Genomic DNA, 22,592 nt, shown 5'->3' with positions numbered 1-22,592 from the left:
ATTAAAAAATGAAAACGAAAGTCCAACTGTCATTCATGATGTTTGTTGAATGGTTTATCTGGGGCGCGTGGTTTGTGCCGCTGTGGCTGTGGCTGAGCAAAAGCGGTTTTACCGCCGGGGAAATCGGCTGGTCTTATGCCTGTACCGCCATTGCCGCTATCCTCTCCCCAATTCTGGTCGGCTCGCTGACGGACCGCTTCTTCGCCGCGCAGAAAGTACTGGCGGTGCTGATGTTTGCCGGCGCGATTCTGATGTACTTCGCGGCACAGCAAACCCAGTTCAGCACCTTCTTCCCGCTGCTGCTGGTTTACTCCCTGACCTATATGCCCACCATCGCGCTGACCAACAGCATTGCCTTCGCCAACGTGGACGACGTCGAGGCCGATTTTCCGCGCATCCGCGTGATGGGTACGATCGGCTGGATCGCCTCCGGGCTGGCGTGCGGCTTCCTGCCGCAGATGCTGGGCTATAGCGATATCTCCGATACCAATATTCCCCTGCTGATGACCGCCGCCAGCTCCGCCCTGCTCGGCGTGTTTGCCCTCTTCCTGCCGAACACACCGCCAAAAAGTACCGGCAAGCTGGACTTCAAAGTGATGCTGGGGCTGGACGCGCTGATCCTGCTGCGCGACAAAAACTTCCTCGTGTTCTTTTTCTGCTCGTTCCTGTTCGCCATGCCGCTGGCCTTCTACTACATTTTCGCCAACGGCTATCTCACTGAAGTGGGGATGAAAAACGCCACCGGCTGGATGACGCTCGGCCAGTTCTCTGAAATCTTCTTTATGCTGGCGCTGCCGTTCTTTACCAAACGCTTTGGTATTAAGAAGGTCTTACTGCTGGGTCTGATTACCGCCGCCATCCGCTACGGGTTCTTCATTTACGGCGGTGCGGAACAATACTTCACCTACGCCCTGCTGTTTCTCGGCATTCTGCTGCACGGCGTGAGCTACGACTTCTACTACGTCACCGCGTATATCTACGTGGATAAAAAAGCGCCGGTGCATATGCGCACCGCCGCGCAGGGCCTGATTACGCTCTGCTGTCAGGGCTTTGGTAGCCTGCTGGGTTACCGCCTGGGCGGCGTGATGATGGAAAAAATGTTCGCCTACAAAGAGCCGGTGAATGGGCTGACCTTCAACTGGGCCGGAATGTGGACATTTGGCGCAATCATGATTGCCGTGATTGCCGTACTGTTTATGCTGTTTTTCCGCGAATCGGACAAAGAGATCGCTGCAATTGCGGTGGTTGATGGCGATGCCGCGCTGACACAAGGGGAAGTTAAATGAAACAAGAACGTATTCTCGGTGCCCTTTACGGGCAGGCATTAGGGGATGCGATGGGCATGCCGTCGGAACTGTGGCCGAGAAAGCGCGTCAAGGCGCACTTCGGCTGGATCGACCGCTTTTTACCCGGCCCGGCAGAAAATAACGCGGCCTGCTATTTCGGGCAGGCAGAGTTCACCGACGATACCTCAATGGCGCTGTGCCTGGCCGATGCGATTATCGAGTGCGACGGGGAGATTAACGCAGACGTTATCGGCAAGCATATCCTGAACTGGGCGCTCGATTTCGACGCGTTCAACAAGAACGTGCTTGGCCCCACTTCCAAAATCGCGCTGAATGCGATTCGTGACGGGAAACCGGTCAGCGCGCTAGAAAACAACGGCGTGACCAACGGGGCGGCGATGCGCGCCTCCCCGTTGGGCTGTCTCCTTCCGGCGACGCGGCTGGAACACTTTGTTGAACAGGTGGCGCAGGCCTCCAGCCCGACCCATAAATCGGACCTCGCGATTGCCGGCGCGGTGGTGATGGCCTGGGCGGTTTCCCGCGCCATCGACGGCGAAAGCTGGCAGAACATCGTTGATGCCCTGCCGGGGATCGCCCGCTATGCGCAGGAGATGAAAACCACCACCTTCAGCGCGTCGCTGGCGGCACGTATTGAGCTGGCGCTTAAGACCGTACGGGAAGCCAACGGTATTGAGTCCGCCAGCGAGCAGGTTTATCAGCTGATTGGCGCGGGAACCAGCACCATTGAGTCCGTTCCGGCGGCCATTGCGATGGTGGAACTGGCAGGAACCGACCCGAACCGCTGCGCCATCTTATGCGCCAATCTGGGCGGTGATACGGACACTATTGGCGCCATGGCGACGGCCATCTGCGGCGCGCTCCACGGCGTGCAGGCGATTGATCCGGCGCTCAAAGCCGAACTCGACGCCGTCAACCAGCTTAACTTCGGCCATTATTGCGAGAAACTGCTGCACTTCAGGGAGCAAAGGGAGGGCGTATGAAGGCATTTGCCCAACGTCTCGAAAATCTGCACGCCACGCGCCCGGTGACGGTGCTGGGCGCCGCGGTGATTGACGTCATCGCCGACGCCTACGCCCTGCCCTGGCGCGGGTGCGATATCGAACTTAAGCAGCAGGGCGTGAATATTGGCGGCTGCGCGCTGAACATTGCCATCGCCCTGAAACGCCTCGGGATCGCCGCGCAAAATGCCCTTCCCGTCGGCCATGGCGTGTGGGCGGATATTATCCGCAACGCCATGGCGAAGCAGGATCTGCACAGCGCCGTAGAGGCTGAAACCGGCGACAACGGCTGGTGTCTGGCGCTGGTGGAGCCTGACGGCGAGCGCACCTTTATGTCCTTTAGCGGCGTGGAAAACCAGTGGCAGCAGCGCTGGCTGGATGCGCTTCACGTTCCGCAAAACAGCCTGGTTTATCTCTCCGGCTACCAGCTGGCCTCGCCGTGCGGCGAGCTGCTGACAGGCTGGCTGGAGGGATTACAGGACGTGACGGCCTTTATCGATTTCGGCCCACGCATCGCGGATGTTCCTGATGCGCTGATGGAGAGAATCATGGCCTGCAGGCCAATCGTGTCGCTCAATCGTCAGGAAGCGGGGCTCGCGGCTGAAAGACTGGGCGTAGAGGCTGAAAACCTCGGTGCGGAGTGGCAGCAGCGCTTCGGCGCCGCGCTGATTGTGCGCCATGATAAAGACGGTGCTACGTGGTATGACGGTGACGCCTCGGGCGTTGTTCCGGCGTTTCCGGCTACGGTTGTGGATACCATTGGTGCAGGCGACAGCCACGCGGGCGGCACGCTGGCCGGGCTGGCTGCGGGTTGGTCACTGGCAGATGCCGTTCTGCTGGGGAATGCCGTGGCGTCATGGGTGGTCAGCCACCGCGGCGGGGATTGCGCCCCGACGCGCGAGGCACTACTCCTCGCACACAAAGACGTATAGATCGCTGCGACAGTAGCTGATGCTGTACTCAATCGGCCGGTGCTGCTGGTCAAGCGCGACCTGCTTGATCACCAGCACCGGTATTTTTTCGTCCATCTTAATGTGCGCCTGAAACTCGCTGTCGGGCATGCGGGCGCTCACCCTTGAGCGGGTGCGCTGCGGGAAGATATTCTGACTGCGGAAGTAGTCATAGAGCGAAATGCCAATCGCATCCGGGTCGGGAATTAACCCGACGGGGACCCAGGACTCTTCAATCGACACCGCATCGTCATCGACATAGCGAATACGCTTGAGCATAAAGACCTCGCTGTCCGGGGAGATCGACAGGTGGTTGGCCACCTCTTCCGGACACTTCACCACCCGCTTGTTGACCCAGAGCGTATTCGGCTTCTTGCCGCGCAGCACCACCTGCTGGGAAAAACCGCGCGCCTCTTTCAGCGAATATTCGAAGATATTGTTGATTTGCGTGCCATAGCCACGGGCGCGCGTCACCACGCCCTCTTCTTCCAGCGCCTGCATCGCTTTACGCACGGTAATGCGCGACACCCCGGTCAACTGGCTCAGATCGCGCTCGCCGGGCAAAATATTCCCGTGCTCCAGCACCCCGCTGCGCACCGCGTTTTTTACCGTTTCGGCAAACTTCAGGTACAGCGGCGTGTTGTCGGGCGCGGCGATCCGTTCATTCAGTTGAGCGATTAACCGGGTATGCGCTTGTTCCATCTCTGTTTTTCTCAGGCGTGATGTATCCTGCCAGTATACGGCTTACCACCATGCATGAAAATGGTGTACCGGCCCAATACCGTGACCGACTTCCAGAGTATCGGCTTTTGCCAGCGCCGCCGAGAGCCAGGCTTTTGCTTCGCTAACCGTATCGGCCCAGCTTTCATGACGTGGGCGCAGCGCCGCCAGCGCGGCCGAGAGCGTACAGCCCGTGCCGTGGGTATTTTTGGTCTGCACGCGCGGCGCGGTAAAGCGTACTTCGCCGTCGCGGGTAAAGAGCCAGTCCGGACTTTCCGGATCATCAAGATGCCCGCCCTTCATCAGCACCGCCCCGCAGCCCATCGCTAGCAGCGCATTGCCCTGCTCTTTCATTTCCCGTTCCGTTTGCGCGTGCGGCGCGCCCAACAGCGCGGCGGCTTCCGGAAGATTGGGCGTGATGAGCGCTACCTGCGGCAGCAGCTTATTGCGCAGCGTCTCGACGGCGGAGGCGGAGAGCAGCGGATCGCCGCTTTTTGCCAGCATGACGGTATCCAGCACCACGTTTTGCACCTGATAGCGCTTAAGCCGTTCGGCCACCGCTTCCACAATGTCCGTTTCGGCCAGCATGCCGATCTTGGTGGTATCAATACGCACGTCGCTGAACACCGAATCCAGCTGCGCGGCAACAAAATCTGGCTCGATGCGGTAGACCGACTGCACGCCGCACGTGTTTTGCGCCACCAGCGCGGTGATGACCGAGCAGCCGTACGCGCCCAGCGCCGAGAAGGTTTTCAGGTCTGCCTGGATACCCGCGCCGCCGCTGGGATCGGTGCCGGCAATGGTCAGGGCGTTAATCCGCTTCATGCCTGCTCCTCCAGCGTGTAGAGCGCGTCGAGGAACGCGCTGGCAAAACTGCCCGGGCCGCGCGAGTGCGCAACGGCCACCGTTCCGGCCCGCTTCATCCATCCGCAGGCGGCGGCGATGTTATCCAGCCGGTCACCCGGCAGCGAGCAGCTCGCCGCCACAACGGCAGAGAGCGCGCACCCGGTGCCCACCACGCGCGTCATCAGCGGGTCACCGCCGGTTACCGTTCGGGTACGTTGCCCGTCCGTGATGTAGTCCACCTCGCCGGTGACCACCACAATCGTATTGATCTGCCGGGCCAGCGCCTGGGCAGCAGGCACCGCGCTGGCGGTGGTATCGGTCGTATCGACGCCGCGCCCGCCCGCGCTCATCCCGGCGAGGGCAAGGATTTCGGAAGCATTGCCGCGAATGGCCGCCGGTTTCAGGGCAAGGATTTGATGGCAAAACCGGGTGCGGAACGCCAGGGCGCCCACGGCAACCGGGTCCAGCGTCCAGGGTTTGCCTGCCGCTACCGCACTTTCAATCGCACGACGCATCGACTGGGCGCGCAGCGCGGTCAGCGTGCCAACGTTAACCAGCAGCGCATCGGCTATCGCGGCAAACTGCTCGGCCTCTTCGGCCTCGATCACCATCGCCGGGGATGCGCCAAGCGCCAGCAAAACGTTGGCCGTAAAGGTCTGTACGACGTCATTGGTCATGCAGTGGGTCAGCGGAGAACGGGTTCGGAAGTGGTGTAAAACGTGTAAATCGAGCAGGTCAGGCTGCATGGGTTCGCTCCTGCCTTGCGTGAAGAAGCGATGACCCGGAAGGCATCTGACTTCCCTACGCTGGCATTATCCAGATCAGGTAATACGGGTATTTCTCAGCCTTCACAAAGAAGGGCACCCCGAGTCATTTGGTAAGCATTAGCTTACTTTTTGCCAGATTAGGGGAAGTTGCTTGCTCAAGCAAGCCCACTCTTTCGGATAATGATTCTTCACGCAAGGCAGGAGCGAAAGACTTCGAATACTCAGAAAGAACAACGACACCCAATTACTCTCTGTCTTTTTAATTAAACGACTAAAAGATCCTTCACAGAAAAGAAAATAATTAACATTTTAATAGATGGTATTGAGCAGTAGCTAATGAATTCCCTTCTCTTTCCCTTATATAATTCGCTGGTATGCGACTGTCTCAATGTATAGCCTGCACACATAACCTTTATCATTTAGCCAACAGCACTTTGATTTTAAGTGCTTTTTCATAAAAACAGCTTCCCCTTTGTGCTTGCACGCAGTACGATTAATCAACATGTTACCTGAAACTAAAGGGTTACTGATGGATACAGTTGAAGAATTAAATGGAACATATTTCTATCGTGGCGTATGCAATATCACTGCAGGAGAGTTATTTTTTTGGATTTTACTGGATAGAGTTAATGATCAATTTGGCGGAATTAAAGATGTTATTTCAATGAGCTGTATTATTCTGGGTCTGCCATTATTAAAAACAAGAGGTAAACCTTACGGAACCACAGCGGGTACGTCAATAGCATCAAAATACCTTCGCCAACTTCTTAACACTGAATTACCTGTAAGACTTCCAACTCTTACAGAAGCGAGCATAACAACACTTAGGCCTAAATATGTTACTAACCTGGGCGCTTTTGTAGGGCGTGGATTACCTGTTGTTGGTTGGGCTATAGTAGCGAGCGATATTAGTCAAATCGTTTATAAAACCGTTCGTGACTACAACACCATCGCACACGAGAAAGATCGCATATGGTAACAGATCAGGAAGTTTTAGAGCTATTCCGTAAAGAGTTACCTGTGTCAGGTACATTCACAGGAAAGCTGATACCGTTAGAGCTTGATGATATTCTTCAAGATTATGCAGACGATGATGATTTAATTTATTGCATTAATAAATACGACAGTTTTTTTAATATTGACATGTCAGCAATGAATTATCAGAAATATTATCCGTGGTTTAGAACGTGGTTCTTTAGAAGATGGTTTACTGATAAACCAGTAAAGCAAATCTCAAAACCTCTTACTGTAAGGATGTTTGCAGAATCGGCTAAAGCAGGAAGATGGTTATACGACTAACAGCAAGGAGCGTTAAAAATGGCTGTACCAGTGCATTTGATTTTAAAAGATGATGGTGGATCTCAGATCATGGGATCTTGTGACGTTCATGGACGTGATGGAAGCATAGAACTGCGTGGCTTACAGCATAGCGTGATCATTCCTACAGACAATTTAACAGGTAAAGTGACAGGAAGCCGGCAACATTGCTCATTCAATTTCACTAAAGAGATTGACAGTTCATCACCCTATCTGTTTAAAGCTGTTGCAACGGGGCAGACTCTTAAAAGCGCTGAGTTTAATTTCTATCGTATCAACTACAGTGGGCAAGAGGAAATTTACTACACCATTACACTAGAAAGTGTGAAAGTAGTTAGCTTTAGTCCTGTAATGCACGATACCCGAACGGCTACGGGTACAGGCCATATGGAAGATATTTCTTTAGCCTACGAGAAAATCACTCACCTTTATAAAGATGGCAATATCTTGCATTCCGATGCCTGGAACGAAAAGAAACAAGCATAGCAAAAAAACCTTTACACATGGGGCTACCCTGCCCCTCCTTCAGACTCTCCATTTTGTATAACAATTCTGTTACTAAGTCATATAAATTTATATCTAGATACATTTCGCTTGAGTTTTCAACAACAATATTTTTAGCAAAAAACTGCAGGATTACTGTTAGGCTCAGCATTGCTTTCATTCAAAACTCAAGATGGATTCAATAATAAAACAGAGAGAGAGATCCATTAACTGACATTAACTATTTCGCCTATTTTTCATCTTTCCTCGCCAGAAAACTTAAAAAATATTAATGAGTTTTTATTTCATACATATCATAAAATCAAACCAACTAAAAACTTATACCATTGATATTTAACAGATAATATCTTTTCTATTACAGCGAACTAAATTAGCTATTAATGCGATTTATGATTTAGATCAATAATTATAATTACACATTCATAGATAGTTGCTGCACGTTACGAAATAAGTTATCAAACCAAAATTTTCAACGTTAATCGTGAATTAATACAGATATAACAAGACGTTGTATCTTCCCGCCAGGATAGCGCCCTAATTTTTTCTTGTATTGATGATGAGAGCTTTAATATGAAATGTTTAAATACATCAGCTACCGCTATTTTTGTATTTGGTATTGTGTTTTCTGGTGCAACATTCGCGGCTACGATCAGTGCTGATGATGTTGTAGATTCTTTGGGCTGGACTCAAACCCAAATCAATCAACAAAATGCAGATCGTGAAGAAGCAAATCGTGTTGATATTGGTAAAAATCGCACTGATATTATCAACATGCGAGATGAAAATTTATTGCGTGATGATGCAATTAAAAGCGCAACTGATAAAGCTGACGCAGCTTTACAAGGCGTTATGACTAACGGACAAGCAATCATTGATACAAACACGAGAGTAGATAAAGCTGAATCTGATGCTGTGCTTGCTGGTGCAAAAGCTGATACAGCGCTTACTGATGCTACTGGCGCTAAAGCCGCTGCTGATCATGCCGAAATCACCGCCACTAATGCGAACAGCAAAGCAGATGCTAATACACAAACGCTTGCAAGTAAGGTAGATAAAAGCATTTTCAACGCAGATCAGGGTAGACAAGATCACGCCCTTCAGGATGCCTCTGACAAAGCGACTCAGGCATTTAATACGGGCGCTTATGCGCAATCTTTAGCGGTTGATGCACAAACGGTAGCCGCTGCTAACAAAGCTGCTGTTGCTAACGTTCAGTCACGCCAGCAAACGCAGGAAACGACGATTCAGAATCACAGCGCACAATTAGCGAATCATGAATCACGTATTACTGCGTTAGAGAGTCAAAATAACGCTAAGTTCTCTTCTCTGGAGAATCAGCAGAATGAGGATCGCAAGGAATATCGTGCTGGTATCGCTGGCGCTGCTTCTCTTGCTGGTTTGCATTACGTTGATACAGATAACGCGGTTGCCGTCGGTGCTGCCAACTTCAAAGATGCGCAAGGTTACGCAGTCGGTTACCGTCATAAGTTCGCTGAGAATATAGCCGCTACCCTCTCTACATCAGGTACATCAAACGGTGATGAAATTGTTGCGGCGTCCGCATCTTACGGATGGTGATTTAACAATATTAAATTAAAATGCCAGCAAATCGCCAATCAGCTAAAAACTCACCATTGAGTTTAATTAGCTGGCTATAACTCAATACATTGCTGCTAGCACAAAAATGACAAAGTAAATTTTTATTTCCGCTGTTTTGTATCTCACTTTTATTTTATTAGGGATATGGATCGGCTTGATGTTAGGCACCTATATTTATAATTGTAATTACTGAGGCAATAATGAAAAAGTTAATGATGGTAGCGGCTATATTATCTCTTGCTGCGTGTTCCTCACCAGCTCAACGGATGGCTGATTGTCAAAGCAAAGGAGTGAGTAAAGATGCTTGTTATAGTGCAGAGCAAAACCGCACCACAGCCATTAACGCTGCGGCTGAAAAACAGGCTTTAGAGAATGCTGCTCAACTTGCACAGTCAGCGCACAGGCGCCTTCCTGAAGGCTGCACGCAGGTTATGGATGCTGCCGGTCGTTGTGATAGCAAGGCAGCCAAAGTAAGCGGTGATTTAAAAAAGTTATCAGGTGAAGCGGATCACGTTATGAATAAGCCTGTCTCTGATGCTGCTGAATATCTGCTTTCGAAAGGCTGGAAGCCAAATAAGGGTTCATGGCACAAGGGTAGCTATATTATGCAGCTGGTTGTCGAAAAAGAGAGAGTTGTAAACGCACAATTATCAAAAATGTGATCTTTGCAGGACGCTACCACCTGATAATATTTACGTAGCCCCATGTTTATGGGGCTTTTTTTTAGCTCGTTAATAGATTTACTCCAGCTGCCACGCCCCGCCATGAATAAGCGACGCGCCCCCCGCCCAGGCAAATAATGCGAGCTCGCTGCAGTCGGCATCAGGATATATACGACTGCTGAGGCACGCCTCACCCTCGTTAACAAACACTTCCACGGAGGAGCTATCAAAGAACAAACGCAGATTAAGCGCGTTGCTCAGGTTAAGCGCGACGCTTCGGGTCCCGCACAGGCCATACTGCGGATAGTCTCGCTCCAGCACCAGGCGCTGCATCTGCGCATCAACATAAAGGCGTAACCCGTCGCCAAGACGAATGCCGTACTGCTCCGCGCTGCTGTTGGCGCACTCCCACTGCAGAATGACCTCCATCGCATCGCAGTGTTCCACCAGCGTCATCTGCTGGTTATTAAGCGTACTTATCGGGCAGGGGAACCACGCCCCGCGCAGGCTTTCAACTTCTCTGGCTGGCTGCATTTGCAGATGGTTATCGGCACTCAGCGTCAGCTCGCGCGGTAAAGAAAGCATACCTGCCCAGCCATCCTCCTGTTCCGGCAGCGGAGATTCCCACATGTCCAGCCAGCCGATAACGATGCGTCTGCCATCCGGCGTCAGGAAACTTTGCGGCGCGTAGAAATCATGCCCGTAGTCCATCTCCACAAATTCACCTTCACACACAAAGGGCTGACCAGGCTGCCATTCGCCTACCAGATAGCCGCTCTGGAAGAGATTGCGATGTTTAAATCCGTCTGCCGCCAGTCCCTGAGGCGAGAACATCAGCACGCGTTTACCATTGAGAGTGAAAAAGTCCGGGCATTCCCACATATAACCCATCTCTTTTTCAGCCACCGCGAGCACGCCCCTGTCGTGCCACTCGCGCAGATCGGCAGACCGGTACACACGCACCTGGCCCGTATCCCCCTCGCGCGCGCCAACGACCATGTACCACCACGCCCCTTCACGCCATACCTTCGGATCGCGGAAGTGATGCAGCCCGGGCGGTGTATCAATGACTGTCCCGTGCCGCACAAACTGGATGCCGTCACGGCTGGTTGCCAGGCACTGAACCTGGTAGAGATTAGCCTCATCGCCGGGATCGCCGTGGAATTTGTGGCCGGTGTAAATCAGCGCCAGCGTATCGCCATCCACCACCGCTGAGCCGGAAAAACAGCCGTCCTTGTCGTCTGGCCCTTCCGGGGCCAGCGCAACCGGGAGGTGCTCCCAGCGAACTAAATCTTTGCTGCGCGCATGGCCCCAGTGCATCGGCCCCCACTGGGTCGAATACGGATGGTGTTGATAAAAGGCGTGATACCAGCCGTCAAACCAGACCAGGCCATTCGGGTCGTTCATCCAGCCAGCGCGCGCTGCGAGGTGGTAACGGGGATACCAGCGCAGATTAAGCCCTTCGCGTCTGGACTGCAGTTCCTGTTCTGCTTTCGTAATGGAATACATCATTTCTCTACTCTTTCGATCAGATGGTGGAAGGTTGCGGCATGAGCGGGTCAGAAGAGGACTTACCCGAGCGCAACAGGAAGATGGAGATAAACGTGGTGCTGAAGACCAGTAGCCCCATGATGAGATAGGACTGGGCAAAGCCGTATTTCTCATAGCTGTAACCTGCCAGCGGCGACAGCACCGAGGCAATCACCGAGCTTGTACAGGCAAAGCCCACAAGATAGAGGGTGGAAGAGAGCCGCTTATCAAAGTGCAGGCTGTTGTATTTAAAGATGGAGACCAGCAGTACGGGCAGCTCCACCGCGTGCAATAGCTTGGTAATGGAGATCAATACCGGCCCCTCAACCAGACCCGATGCCACCATACGCATCGCCATCACCATTCCGGCGAAAATCAGGCCGTTTTTCGCACCGAGGCGATTCACCAGCCACGGGGCGCAGAACATGCCCGCCGCTTCCAGGAAAACCTGGAAGGAGTTGAGATAGCCGTACATGGCGTTTCCTTCCTGCAACGTCGGGAACTGTGAGGAGAAATAGACCGGGAACTGCTGGTCGTAAACGCCGTAAATACAGGTGCCAATAACGAAAAACACCAGCGCCCAGAAGCGCGGCAGCGTCAACAGACGTAAGGCATCCTCCAGCGTGACCTTACCGCCGGATACCGCCTCCTGCATGGCGTGCGGCGCGGAAGAGACTCTTAGGCGCGCCAGCAACACAAAAAACACCAGCCCGGCGCAGCTCGCCACCGCGAAGTTCAGCTTCGGATTGATGTTGAACAGCAGACCGGCAAAAAAGGTTGCCACCGCCCAGCCAAGGGATCCCCACATCCTCGCCTTGCCAAACTCAAACTGACTCTGGCGGGCCACGCGCTCGGTATAGGATTCCAGTACACCAATCCCGCCGTTAAACGTCAGCCCGATATAAATCCCGCCGAAAATACTGCCGAGTAACACGTTAATCTGCAGCAGATAACCAAACAGCAGGAAGGCCGGACCGGAAAGAATGAGCAGGCTGGTCAGAAACCAGAGCAGGTTTTTTCGCAGGCCGAGTTTGTCCTGAATGAAGCCGTAGCAGATTTGCGCGCACAGCGCGGAGACAGACAGCACGGCATAGATGACCCCCGTATCCCCTGCCTTTAACCCCACCTCCTGGTGAAGCCAGATAGATAGCAACGAGCCGGAAGATGACCACGTGACAAAAAAGAAAAACAGTAATGCGCTTAATAAAGGGTAGCTGTGAGAGTGATGCGTTTTCATCATGACATTCTCATGTTGGAGTAATGACGCAATGGTAACGTTAACATTTACGTTTTCTCATGCTGTTTGGCTGAAATTTAAGATGTTAATCACGAAAGTTAACGTTAACATTAAGAGAATGAGATCGCGATCAAATATTCATCACTGAGGTAAACATGACCCGGCCTGGGCATCAGCCTTTCTTTTACATCAGCGACTTAGTTGTATACCCTTTCACGCAGAGCATTAACGGAGTAAGACAATGGCTTCCCTGAAGGACGTCGCAAAGCTGGCTAACGTATCGCTGATGACGGTCTCCCGCGCGCTGAACAGCCCGGAGCGCCTTAAGCCGGAAACGCTGGCGCGCGTTCAGCTGGCTATCGAGCAGACCAGCTACGTGCCCGATCTGTCCGCCAAGAAAATACGCGGCGCGCATGCCTCGCCTAAAACCATAGGGGTACTGGCGCTCGATACGGTGACGACGCCGTTCTCGGTGGAGATCACGTTGTCTATTGAAGAAACGGCCAGAATGCACGGCTGGAACAGCTTCGTGATGAATATGTTTACCGATGACAATCCGGACGCCATTGTCGACCTTCTCCTCTCTCATCGGCCCGACGGAATTATCTACACCACCATGGGGTTACGTCAGGTTCCTCTCCCGGCCAAACTCCTCACCCTTCCCTGCGTGCTGGCCAACTGCGAAAGCGACGGCGAAAAGGTCGCCAGCTATATTCCCGATGATGAGCAGGGGCAATATACCGCCGTGCGGGCGTTACTCGCGGAGGGTTATCGACGCCCTCTCTGCCTGCATTTACCTGAGGGGCATCTGGCCACAACCCGCCGTCGTCAGGGGCTGGAGCGTGCATGCCGTGAAGCGGGGCTCGATCCGGACAGCCTGGAGCACTGCTATATGGCACTCGGCGATGAGCACTATCGCGACATTCCGGCCGTGTTGCTGGCGCACATGCAGAATGGCATTCCCAGGTTCGACGCCGTTATCTGCGGTAACGATCGTATCGCGTTTATGGTGTACCAGACGCTACTGGGACAAGGGCTTCGTATACCGGACGACGTCGCGGTGATCGGCTATGACAATATGGTGGGCATTGGGGAGTTGTTCCTTCCTCCTCTCACGACGGTACAACTGCCGCACTATGAAATTGGTCGCCTGAGCGCCCTGCATATTATTAACGGTGAAGAACATCAGGAAACCACGCGCGTAGAAAGTCCATTTTTACTGCGTGATTCCGTTGCACAGGCAACGTGAGCACCGTTTTCTGCACCTGCCGGATAAACAGGGAAAGCTTCCCCCCTTTTGTGCCGTTGAATGGCACGATTTGTCACACTCTTTTCTGCGACTTTACACACCGGGCAAAGAGCCTGTAACCCGCTGTTTTTATTTGGCATAAAATACAATTTTCATTTTAAAAAAGGGGATATTTCCTCGCTATACACACGTGTCACAAAACAGTAAACAAATTAACCATTGAGCCCCGTGGCAAAAGGCTCTATATTGGCGGCGTTTTTTTCAGGCCCCTTCTGTTTTTTAACTTTTTATTCAATCGTGGCTCATAACGAAGCGGCGGTTGTAGGAGTGATATGATGACGGATAAAGTCCGTATTGACACCGTAGATGCCCACAAAAGCAACGAAACCTATCTGGCCCGTCAGGCCGAGTTTGAATCTAACGTCAGGAGTTATCCGCGCAAACTGCCTTTAGCCATCACTAAAGCAGAAGGCGTGTGGATCACCGATGCAGATAATAAAGAATACCTTGACTGTTTAGCAGGTGCAGGGACCCTTGCGCTTGGCCATAACCATCCTGATGTGCTGAAAAGCATCCAAAATGTCATTACCAGCGGCTTGCCGTTACATACTCTGGATCTGACTACGCCTCTGAAAGACGCGTTTTCCGAATACCTGCTCTCTCTGCTGCCTGGTCAGGGCAAAGAGTACTGCCTGCAGTTCACCGGTCCATCCGGTGCTGACGCCGTTGAAGCAGCGCTGAAGCTGGCGAAAAAAGTGACCGGCCGTAGCGGTATCATCAGCTTCTCTGGTGGTTACCACGGTATGACCCACGGCGCACTGTCCGTGACCGGCAACCTGTCTCCGAAAGAAGCGGTAGACGGTATGATGCCAGAAGTGCAGTTCATGCCTTACCCGCACGAATACCGTTGCCCGCTGGGTATCGGTGGTGAAGCGGGCGTGAAAGCGCTGACTTACTACTTCGATAACCTGATCAACGACGTTGAAAGCGGCGTACGTAAACCTGCTGCGGTGATCCTGGAAGCGGTTCAGGGCGAAGGCGGCGTGAACCCGGCTCCGGCTGAGTGGCTGCAGCGCATCCGTAAAGTGACTCAGGAACACGGCATTCTGCTGATCCTCGACGAAGTTCAGGCTGGCTTTGCCCGTACCGGTAAATTCTTCGCCTTCGAACACGCGGGCATCGAGCCAGACATCATCGTGATGTCTAAAGCCGTCGGTGGCGGTCTGCCGCTGGCCGTACTCGGCATCAAAAAGCAGTTCGACGCATGGGCGCCAGGTCACCACACCGGTACCTTCCGCGGCAACCAGCTGGCGATGGCAACCGGTCTGACAACGCTGAAAATCCTGAAAGACCAGAACATCGCAGGCAAAGTGGCGGCACAGGGCGAATGGCTGAAAGGCCAGCTGAAAGAGATGGCGAAACGTTATCCGGTTATCGGCCACGTGCGCGGTCTGGGCATGATGATCGGTATTGAGATCGTTAAGCCGCACGAAGCCGCTGACCACATGGGCTGCTTCCCGGGCGACGGCGAGCTGTCTGCACTGATTCAGAAGAAGTGCTTCGAAGCCGGTCTGATTCTGGAGCGCGGTGGTCGTAACGGTATCGTTCTGCGTCTGCTGCCTTCTCTGCTGATCAGCGATGAAGAGCTGAAGATCTTCCTGGATAAATTTGAGCAGGCACTGCTTGCTGCGGGCGTTCGCCCGGCGTAACCGGAGTTATTGATTACGATGTCTGATTCAAACCCAATTTTGTTCTCCTCTGCGCAGAGCATTGAAGCTTACCAGCAGGCGATTGAACAAAGCACTCAGGCTGTGATGCAGTGGCTGAAACAGCCTGAGATGTACCAGGGCAAAACGGTCGCGGAACTGCGCGACCGTATTAAGCTGGATTTCAACCCGAAAGGGCTGGGCAACGAAGCGGCGATTGAACGCGCCGTGGAGTTCTTCCTGAAAGACAGCCTGTCCGTTCATCACCCGCAGTGTGTGGCGCACCTGCACTGCCCAAGCCTGGTCGTAAGCCAGGCGGCGGAAGTGCTGATCAACGCCACTAACCAGAGTATGGACTCCTGGGATCAAAGCCCGTCCGCAACCATCATCGAGATCAAACTGATCGAGTGGCTGCGTACCCGCGTGGGTTATCAGGCTGGCGACGCCGGTGTCTTCACCAGCGGCGGAACCCAGAGCAACCTGATGGGCCTGATGCTGGCGCGCGATGCGTTCTTTGCGCGTCAGGGTCACTCCGTTCAGCAGGACGGTCTGGTGGGCGATCTGCGTAAGATCCGCGTACTGTGCTCTGAAAACGCGCACTTCTCCGTGCAGAAAAACATGGCGCTGATGGGTCTGGGCTACCAGTCCGTGGTGCAGGTGAAAACGGACGAATTCTCCCGCATGGATCTGACCGATCTGGCGGCGAAAATCGAACAGTGCAATGCGAACGGCGAGCAGATTCTGGCGATCGTCGCAACGGCAGGTACCACCGATGCCGGTGCTATCGATCCGCTGCGCGCCATTGCTGAGCTGGCGGCGAAGCAGAACATCTGGGTACACGTTGATGCGGCCTGGGGCGGCGCGCTGCTGATGTCTGAGCAGTATCGTCACTACCTGGACGGCATTGAGCTGGTGGATTCCGTCACCCTGGACTTCCACAAGCAGTTCTTCCAGACCATCAGCTGCGGCGCGTTCCTGCTGAAAGAAGCGCGCCACTATGAGCTGATGCGCTATCAGGCGGCTTACCTGAACTCTGAGTTCGACGAAGAAGCCGGCGTGCCGAACCTGGTCTCCAAATCTCTGCAGACCACCCGTCGTTTCGACGCGCTGAAGCTGTGGATGAGCCTGGAAGCGCTGGGTCAGGAGCAATACGCGGCGATCATCGATCACGGCGTGACCCTGGCACAGCAGGTTGCGGCGTACGTGAAAGCGCAGCCTGCGCTGGAACTGGTTATGCAGCCGCAGCTGGCAAGCGTGCTGTTCCGCTTCCGTGGCGAGGTGCAGGCAGATGATGCCGGTATCGCCCTGCTGAACCAGAAAATTGGTGATGCGCTGCTGGAATCCGGCCGTGCAAACGTCGGCGTGACCGAGCATAACGGCGTGACCTGCCTGAAGCTGACGCTGCTGAACCCAACCGTGACGCTGGAAGATATCAAAATCCTGCTGTCTCTGGTTGAGCGCACCGCGCAGGAAGTTCTGGCTAAGTAATATAAAACCCCTCTCCCGCCGGGAGAGGGGTTATTCTTATAAGCCCGCCCACCACATCCTGATTTTTAATCCCCAGTAGCTCGTCCAGCCCGTTGTGGTACTGACCACGTTCCCCTTCGATACAATGACTAACGTCGGCGTCACGCTCACCTGCCACGCCTGCGACAGCGCACCGTTTTCATCGTTTATCACCGGCATTTTAAGCTGTTTCTTGTCAACCCAGCGTGCAAGCTTTGCGTTATCACCAGAGCGCATGGCGATACTCACCACGTTCCCGCCCTCTTCTGCCAGCTGATTAACCGCAGGCGTGGTGTAACGGCAAATGCTGCACCAGGTCGCCCAGACGTAGATCAGCAGCGGACGCTCCTGGCTGAGCGCCGCAATATCATGCATTTTTCCGTCGATGCTCGTCATCGGCGTTGCACTAAAACTGGCGGGGAGTGTCGGTTTTCGGTATTGATCAACTCCCCACGCCACGGCCAGCGTCAGCAGAACGAGTATTACCCCTTCCCGCGCCCAGCGGCGCAGTCGATTGATTTTGCGGTTATCCATTGTGACCTCGTGTTTTAACGAAGGTCATCTTAACGGGCAATACACCATCACGCTGTAAAGAAATGTCGCGCCAGGGTTACTCCCGGTTATAGCCATAGTCGTAAGCGCTATACCCCGAGTTGTAATAGAGCGCCGCCGATTTCACAATGTCATTGAGGATCACGCCATTCACCTTTACGTTCATCCGTTCCATACGCTTAAGGCTGGTCTCGATCTCTTTCACGCTGGTTTTACCAAAGCGGGCGACCAGCAGCGTAGTGGCTGCTGCTCTGGCGATCAGCAAAGCATCCGTCACGGCAAGCACAGGTGGAGTGTCGATAATCACGATGTCATACCGCTTTTCAATCTGCGCCATCACATCCTGGAAGCGTTCACTCATGAGCAGGTCAACGGGATGCGTAGGTTGAGGTCCGCAGGTCAGTACATCAAAACCGCCTTTCTCAAAGCGTTGAACCGCCTCCTGCCACTCAACGGTTCCGTCGAGCACGCAGGACAACCCCCGATGATTGTTCAGCCTGAACACATTGTGGACATACCCTTTACGCATATCCGCATCAATAAACAGCACCCGCTGTCCGGCCTGTGCCACAATCGACGCCAGTGAAGTACTGACCAGCGTCTTTCCGCAGTCCTGCGTGGGGCCAGACACCACGACAACCCGGTTTGCGGTATCCATCATGGTAAAATGCAAACTGGTGCGCAGCCCACGCATCGCCTCGACAAACGTATCAGCCGGACGGTCAATGGGCAGGAAAGGCACGTTGGATATCCTGTGCTTCCAGTGGGAAGTAAACAGGTTTCTCCTGCGCAGGTGCGTTTTTTTCCATAACCATACCGAGCGCGGAAGCGTTACCAGCAGCGGCATCCCGAACTCTTCCAGTTGTTCTGACGAGGTAATGCCCCGCTTGAAGGCGGAACGCACTAAAACCGTTCCGGCAGAGAGGAGCAGCCCTATCATCATACCAAACAGAATGATGAGGGCTTTGCGCGGTTTGACAGGGGCCGGCTGCGTCACCGCCGGGTCTATGATCCGCACATTCCCGATAGCGCTGGAGCGCGAGATGCTCAGCTCTTGCTGACGCGTCAGTAACTGCATGTATACGGCGCGCCCGGATTCAACATCACGACTCAGGCGTAATATTTCCTGCTGCGTGGATGGCATGGAGGAGACGCGGCTATACAGGCGCGCGCGTTCCCGCTCAAGCGTTTGTTTTTTCTCCAGTAAAGCACGGTAGGTGGGATGGTCCTTTTTGAACAGCTGGGATACCTCTGCCTCGCGAAACGTCAGCGCGTTAAGCTGATTTTCCACGTTAACTACCTGATCAAGAACCGACTTTGCCTCAAGAGATAAATCGACCGAATCGCTTTGCTCTCGATAAGCATTCAGTCGTGCCTCGGCTTCATCCAGTTCGCGACTGATTTTAGGTAACTGATCCTGTAAGAACGTGAGGCTACGGGAATCTTTAGCTTCCTGGCGCGCAATGTTCTGGCTGAGAAAATTTTCGGCAATCGTATTAAGTACCGTAGCGGTCTTGCCGGGATCGTCACCCGTTAACGTTAAGGCGATCATTCCACTCTGTTTCGACGACTCCACAACCGTCAGTCTGCTCTGAATGGCGTTGATCGCCTCAAGCCTGGTAACGATGTTGAGGGTAAACTGGGTTCCCGGAGCCGCATTGAGGGAGGTCACCAGAAGAGAGACGCCCTCTTTAAGTAGCGCTTTTCCAACAACGCCCTCTGCCTCAAGCGTTTGTCCCTCAAGACGATATCGCCCTTGCTCGAGAACAGTGAGTAAAAGCGTTTGTGGATCCCCCTCCACAGACGGAATATTCAGCGAGCCAATCGTGATTTCAGCGGGGTTGCGCCCCTGCACATGCTCCCAGAAAGCTCCAATGACGGGGAACAAGCGCCTATTAACCTCGTAGGTCAGCCCTAACCGATCAACGGTCTGTCCGAGGACCATCCGTGATTTAAGGAGTAAAAGTTCTGGAGCGACATCGGGTGAGAGATCGGATCTGAGCGAGGTCAGGTTCTTGAGCAGCGCGTTGCCCTGCTTCGCTTCGACCTGCACCAGGGCATCAGCCTGATAAACCGGCGTGACGCTGAAGGCGTAGATCCCCGCACATACCGTGAACAGAAGCGTAACACACGCGATCATTACCCGGTGATCGAACATCTCAGCAAGCAACTGAATGAGATCCATTTCGTTATTCTGCGGTGTCGCAGCACTATATTTGTCTGATTTAGAAGACGACATTACGGCTTCATTCCTTGTTAACTCAAACGACGAGCCCATTCCTGACTGGCTTTCCCCAATTGCCCGAAAACATATTCAAAGGCTTCACGGCTTTTGCGATACGGGTCGGGAATGTCCTGGGTTTCCAGCCATTGTCCAAATAGCAGCGATTTTCCCCGGTTCTCCGGGGCCATTGTGGCAATAAAACGAAGGTGTTCCGGCTCCATCACCAGAATCAAGTCGGACTGTTGCAACAGACTGCACGTCACCCTTCGGGCAACGTGCCCCTCCAGCGAAAGGCCGTGACGCAAGGCCACAGCCTGCGCACTCGCATCCGCCGGGCGTCCTTCTAGTCCGAAAATACCTGCAGAGGTGACCTGCCTGCCGGGTAATTGCTGACGCAATAGCCGCTCACCAATGGGTGAGCGGCAAATATTGCCGGTGCAGACCACTAAGATTGAATGGAACATGACTACGGCCACGATCGGATGTTACGAACGGTTTCGGTCAGGTCATGTACGCCGCTGATGGTGGGCACCAGTTGGGAGATCACGCGATTCCAGCGCGATAGCGGTGCCGTGGTGACGTAGACAATGTCATACGGCTCAAGCTGGAATTCCGTACCCAGCACCATGGCTGAAGCATCTTCCGCATTCAGCTGATAGATATTGGCGATTTTGTCGGTGTCACCTTTTTTCGATACCTGGCGAATAACAAAAATGCCGGTTGCATCGGCCATATTTTGGTTAAGCCCCCCGGCATTGCCCAGGGCCTCGGCCAACGTCATGCCGCTACGATCCATCTTAAGGGTGCTCTGTTTCACCACCTCGCCCATTACGAACACTTTCAGCGCGTCGTTCCGGGGAACAAACAGGATATCGCCAGGATAAAGCAGCTTATTTTGGGTCAAATCGCCATGCTGCATCAGGGCATAGAGTGAGAGGTGGGCGTCCTGTCCATTGTGTGTGAGCACGACGTTACGCCAGTCGGCATCCGCCGAGAGCCCACCCGCGGCGTTAATCGCATCCATCACCGTCAGCGGAATATTGGTTATCGGCTGTTGACCCGATTTTTCCACCTCTCCGGTGACGTAGGCTTTTTGTGAACGGAAGGAGGCTACGCTGACGTCCACCTGCGGACTCTCAATGACGCTATCCAGTCGAGCCGTAATCTCTTCACGTACCTGTGAAACCGTTTTTCCTGCCACCCGCAGTTTACCGACATAGGGATAAAAGAGCGTACCGTCAGCGTTGACCCAGTTGCCTGTATCGCTCGCGCTACGATATTGTCCTGCGGGCGTTGTTAATTCAGGGTGATCCCAGACGGTGACCGTCAGGATGTCGCCTGCGCCAATACGGTATTCCCAGTTTTTGATCTGCTTGTCCAGATTAGGATTTGCCTGAGATTTCGACACGGGCGGGCGCAGTTTTTCAATCCACTCCGGCGTCAGCGGAAAAATTTCCACGCGCTTATCAAGCTGATAATTTGCCTCTTCCGCCGAAATAACTTTCTTACCTGACACACTTAAGTTCTGACCAGGTGAAAAAACACACCCTGTTAACTGACTAATACTGAGAAATAACAGCGAAAATGCAGTTGTACTTTTCATTAATATAAATATTTCTTTTTAACGTTGCGTTTATCGTTAAGCCTGTAAAAAGACCCAATCCAACCCCATGAAATGTAATCAATTATGCTTATGAGAGATGAACTTCCTGCCCTTATAAAACACACCTCACCCGCGTTTTAAAAAACAGATCCTATACTCGACCTGGTTAAAAAAACGGATGTCAGCACGCTTCATCCGGAGGCAATATTAAATGCTCTTCAGAGAGAAAGCATTCGCCTCGCTTTCTAACTTTGATATGGAAAGTTATTTTCAGAATTAATTAATGAAATGATAAATATTAAAAATATAATGCATCGACAATATTCCCGATACTGATAAGCATCACGCAATTGGGCTACACAAAACCGTCCACTTTTGTTACATTTTTTTTCAAACATACCCTGCGTGGATACTTAAAATGGACTGTCTGCTTCGCTTTCGACGTCCCGCAGACGAAAAGTATCTGTAACGATATCACTGGAGAAAAAATGGCTAAGCGTAAACTGCTGCTTCTGGGTGTATTACTGTCTCTGGCGGGATCCGCATTCTCTGCCCCGCAAACGGCCGCTGCACCCTCCGGCATCAAGGCCTATGAAGAACAAGAGTTCATCGCTGACTTCACGAAATTCAAGATTGGCGACACGGCGCCGGCGCAGTATCAAACGCCGGAGTACACCATCAAACAGTACCAGTTGCGTAACCTGCCGGCTCCGGATGCCGGAACCCACTGGACCTACATGGGCGAGAACTACGTGCTGATCGGCGATGCGGACGGCAAAATCTACAAAGCCTATAACGGAGATATTTTCTATCACCGCTAAGACCATTCTGATCCGCCCCTGGCAGGAAAGCGATCGTCCTTTCCTGCGCACGCTCTTTCTCCACGCCCGGCGTGAGGCCTGGCCATGGCTGGACAGCTCAGACTGGCAGCTTGAAGACTTTGACGCGGCCACCCGTGACGAAGTGATTTGGGTTGCCACGCAGAACGGCCATCGCCTGGGCTTTGCCTCCGTCTGGGCGAACGATAATTTTCTGCACAACCTCTTTGTTGACCCACAGTATCAAAGCCACGGCGTCGGGAAAATGCTTCTGGAACAGGTGCAGAAGACGTTTACCAGTACAGGTTCGCTTAAGTGTCTGGTGAAGAATGCGCGGGCTGTCGCGTTTTACCAGCGGCACGGCTGGCACATTGAGGCGACGGGGAATTCTCCGGAGGGAGAGTATTATTTGATGCACTATCGGCTTGGGTAAAGTCAGGTGGCGCTTCGCTTACCTGACCTACAAAACCGTATTTCGTAGGCCGGGTAAGGCGAAG

Annotated in this window: 22 protein-coding genes and 1 riboswitch; of the genes, 13 read left to right on the top strand and 9 right to left on the bottom strand. The window is 53.2% G+C overall.

Annotated elements, in window-relative coordinates; all coding sequences use genetic code 11:
- Positions 1-8 precede the first annotated feature (8 nt).
- The 3 genes from AA74_RS0120840 to AA74_RS0120830 are packed head-to-tail and all read left to right on the top strand — an operon-like array spanning position 9 to position 3,237.
- A complete protein-coding gene (locus tag AA74_RS0120840) occupies positions 9-1,286 on the top strand; it encodes a nucleoside permease (protein WP_025913234.1) in 1,278 nt (425 codons plus the stop codon).
- Positions 1,283-2,287: an ADP-ribosylglycohydrolase family protein gene (locus tag AA74_RS0120835; RefSeq protein WP_025913233.1), complete on the top strand. Its 1,005-nt coding sequence runs from the start codon at positions 1,283-1,285 to the stop codon at positions 2,285-2,287. Before AA74_RS0120840 ends, AA74_RS0120835 begins: the two co-directional genes overlap by 4 nt.
- Positions 2,284-3,237 carry a PfkB family carbohydrate kinase gene (locus AA74_RS0120830; RefSeq protein ID WP_025913232.1) on the top strand — a complete coding sequence of 318 codons (954 nt, stop codon included), beginning with the start codon at positions 2,284-2,286 and terminating at the stop codon, positions 3,235-3,237. Before AA74_RS0120835 ends, AA74_RS0120830 begins: the two co-directional genes overlap by 4 nt.
- On the opposite strand, the gene AA74_RS0120825 is transcribed toward AA74_RS0120830, so the two are convergent.
- From AA74_RS0120825 to thiM, 3 genes are read right to left on the bottom strand one after another with little or no spacing between them, the layout of a single operon-like run.
- Entirely contained in the window at positions 3,211-3,957 is a 747-nt protein-coding gene (locus tag AA74_RS0120825) for a GntR family transcriptional regulator (RefSeq protein WP_025913231.1), read from the bottom strand. The genes AA74_RS0120830 and AA74_RS0120825 overlap by 27 nt on opposite strands.
- A 42-nt stretch (positions 3,958-3,999) precedes the next feature.
- A complete protein-coding gene (thiD, locus tag AA74_RS0120820) occupies positions 4,000-4,800 on the bottom strand; it encodes a bifunctional hydroxymethylpyrimidine kinase/phosphomethylpyrimidine kinase (RefSeq protein WP_008500874.1) in 801 nt (266 codons plus the stop codon).
- A complete protein-coding gene (thiM, locus tag AA74_RS0120815) occupies positions 4,797-5,567 on the bottom strand; it encodes a hydroxyethylthiazole kinase (protein WP_025913230.1) in 771 nt (256 codons plus the stop codon). The genes thiD and thiM overlap by 4 nt, the downstream gene beginning before the upstream one ends.
- A 35-nt stretch (positions 5,568-5,602) precedes the next feature.
- Positions 5,603-5,699: riboswitch (TPP riboswitch) on the bottom strand.
- Positions 5,700-6,117: 418 nt separating this feature from the next.
- Between thiM and AA74_RS1000000123170 the strand changes: the two genes are divergently transcribed.
- The 5 genes from AA74_RS1000000123170 (at position 6,118) to AA74_RS1000000123165 (ending at position 9,670) form a co-directional block, all read left to right on the top strand.
- Complete coding sequence (locus tag AA74_RS1000000123170; protein ID WP_071998375.1) at positions 6,118-6,567, top strand: STM2901 family protein; 450 nt, start codon at positions 6,118-6,120, stop codon at positions 6,565-6,567.
- A complete protein-coding gene (locus AA74_RS0120805; RefSeq protein ID WP_025913229.1) occupies positions 6,561-6,887 on the top strand; it encodes a DUF1493 family protein in 327 nt (108 codons plus the stop codon). The genes AA74_RS1000000123170 and AA74_RS0120805 overlap by 7 nt, the downstream gene beginning before the upstream one ends.
- 18 nt (positions 6,888-6,905) lie before the next feature.
- On the top strand, positions 6,906-7,391 hold the full coding sequence (locus tag AA74_RS0120800) for a type VI secretion system tube protein TssD (protein ID WP_025913228.1): 486 nt from the start codon (positions 6,906-6,908) through the stop codon (positions 7,389-7,391).
- A 588-nt stretch (positions 7,392-7,979) separates the two neighbouring features.
- Entirely contained in the window at positions 7,980-8,987 is a 1,008-nt protein-coding gene (locus tag AA74_RS0120790; protein WP_084832429.1) for a YadA C-terminal domain-containing protein, read from the top strand.
- A 221-nt stretch (positions 8,988-9,208) separates the two neighbouring features.
- Positions 9,209-9,670, top strand: coding sequence for a hypothetical protein (locus AA74_RS1000000123165; RefSeq protein ID WP_025913225.1), 462 nt, complete (start codon positions 9,209-9,211; stop codon positions 9,668-9,670).
- A gap of 78 nt (positions 9,671-9,748) precedes the next feature.
- Here AA74_RS1000000123165 and AA74_RS0120780 read toward each other — a convergent pair whose 3' ends face one another.
- Both AA74_RS0120780 and AA74_RS0120775 read right to left on the bottom strand, forming a co-directional pair.
- Entirely contained in the window at positions 9,749-11,182 is a 1,434-nt protein-coding gene (locus AA74_RS0120780) for a glycoside hydrolase family 32 protein (RefSeq protein WP_025913224.1), read from the bottom strand.
- A 16-nt stretch (positions 11,183-11,198) separates the two neighbouring features.
- A complete protein-coding gene (locus tag AA74_RS0120775; RefSeq protein WP_021241479.1) occupies positions 11,199-12,440 on the bottom strand; it encodes an MFS transporter in 1,242 nt (413 codons plus the stop codon).
- A gap of 238 nt (positions 12,441-12,678) precedes the next feature.
- On the opposite strand from AA74_RS0120775, the gene AA74_RS0120770 reads away from it, so the two are divergent.
- From AA74_RS0120770 to AA74_RS0120760, 3 genes are all read left to right on the top strand, one after another.
- Positions 12,679-13,686 carry a LacI family DNA-binding transcriptional regulator gene (locus AA74_RS0120770; RefSeq protein WP_021241480.1) on the top strand — a complete coding sequence of 336 codons (1,008 nt, stop codon included), beginning with the start codon at positions 12,679-12,681 and terminating at the stop codon, positions 13,684-13,686.
- A gap of 332 nt (positions 13,687-14,018) precedes the next feature.
- Entirely contained in the window at positions 14,019-15,395 is a 1,377-nt protein-coding gene (locus AA74_RS0120765) for a diaminobutyrate--2-oxoglutarate transaminase (protein ID WP_014884533.1), read from the top strand.
- An 18-nt stretch (positions 15,396-15,413) separates the two neighbouring features.
- Positions 15,414-16,880, top strand: a complete 1,467-nt coding sequence (locus AA74_RS0120760) for an aspartate aminotransferase family protein (protein ID WP_023325650.1) — start codon at positions 15,414-15,416, stop codon at positions 16,878-16,880.
- A 36-nt stretch (positions 16,881-16,916) separates the two neighbouring features.
- Here AA74_RS0120760 and AA74_RS0120755 read toward each other — a convergent pair whose 3' ends face one another.
- The 4 genes from AA74_RS0120755 to AA74_RS0120740 all read right to left on the bottom strand — a co-directional run bounded on the left by AA74_RS0120755 (position 16,917) and on the right by AA74_RS0120740 (position 21,277).
- Complete coding sequence (locus AA74_RS0120755; protein ID WP_023325651.1) at positions 16,917-17,432, bottom strand: protein disulfide oxidoreductase; 516 nt, start codon at positions 17,430-17,432, stop codon at positions 16,917-16,919.
- Positions 17,433-17,508: 76 nt separating this feature from the next.
- Positions 17,509-19,689 carry a polysaccharide biosynthesis tyrosine autokinase gene (locus AA74_RS0120750; RefSeq protein WP_025913222.1) on the bottom strand — a complete coding sequence of 727 codons (2,181 nt, stop codon included), beginning with the start codon at positions 19,687-19,689 and terminating at the stop codon, positions 17,509-17,511.
- A 17-nt stretch (positions 19,690-19,706) separates the two neighbouring features.
- Entirely contained in the window at positions 19,707-20,138 is a 432-nt protein-coding gene (locus tag AA74_RS0120745) for a protein-tyrosine-phosphatase (protein ID WP_021241484.1), read from the bottom strand.
- A gap of 2 nt (positions 20,139-20,140) precedes the next feature.
- A complete protein-coding gene (locus tag AA74_RS0120740; protein WP_008500886.1) occupies positions 20,141-21,277 on the bottom strand; it encodes a polysaccharide export protein in 1,137 nt (378 codons plus the stop codon).
- Positions 21,278-21,765: 488 nt separating this feature from the next.
- Between AA74_RS0120740 and AA74_RS0120735 the strand changes: the two genes are divergently transcribed.
- Together AA74_RS0120735 and AA74_RS0120730 are read left to right on the top strand one after the other, a co-directional pair.
- Positions 21,766-22,098 carry an RcnB family protein gene (locus tag AA74_RS0120735; protein WP_008500887.1) on the top strand — a complete coding sequence of 111 codons (333 nt, stop codon included), beginning with the start codon at positions 21,766-21,768 and terminating at the stop codon, positions 22,096-22,098.
- Complete coding sequence (locus tag AA74_RS0120730) at positions 22,043-22,528, top strand: GNAT family N-acetyltransferase (protein WP_025913221.1); 486 nt, start codon at positions 22,043-22,045, stop codon at positions 22,526-22,528. The genes AA74_RS0120735 and AA74_RS0120730 overlap by 56 nt, the downstream gene beginning before the upstream one ends.
- The last annotated feature ends 64 nt before the right edge of the window (positions 22,529-22,592 follow it).

It is taken from the genome of Enterobacter sp. 5-4, assembly GCF_000612205.1.
Lineage (GTDB): Bacteria > Pseudomonadota > Gammaproteobacteria > Enterobacterales > Enterobacteriaceae > Enterobacter > Enterobacter roggenkampii.
The sequence above is the reverse complement of the archived record's forward strand: the minus strand, read 5'-3'. Positions and strand labels throughout refer to the sequence as shown.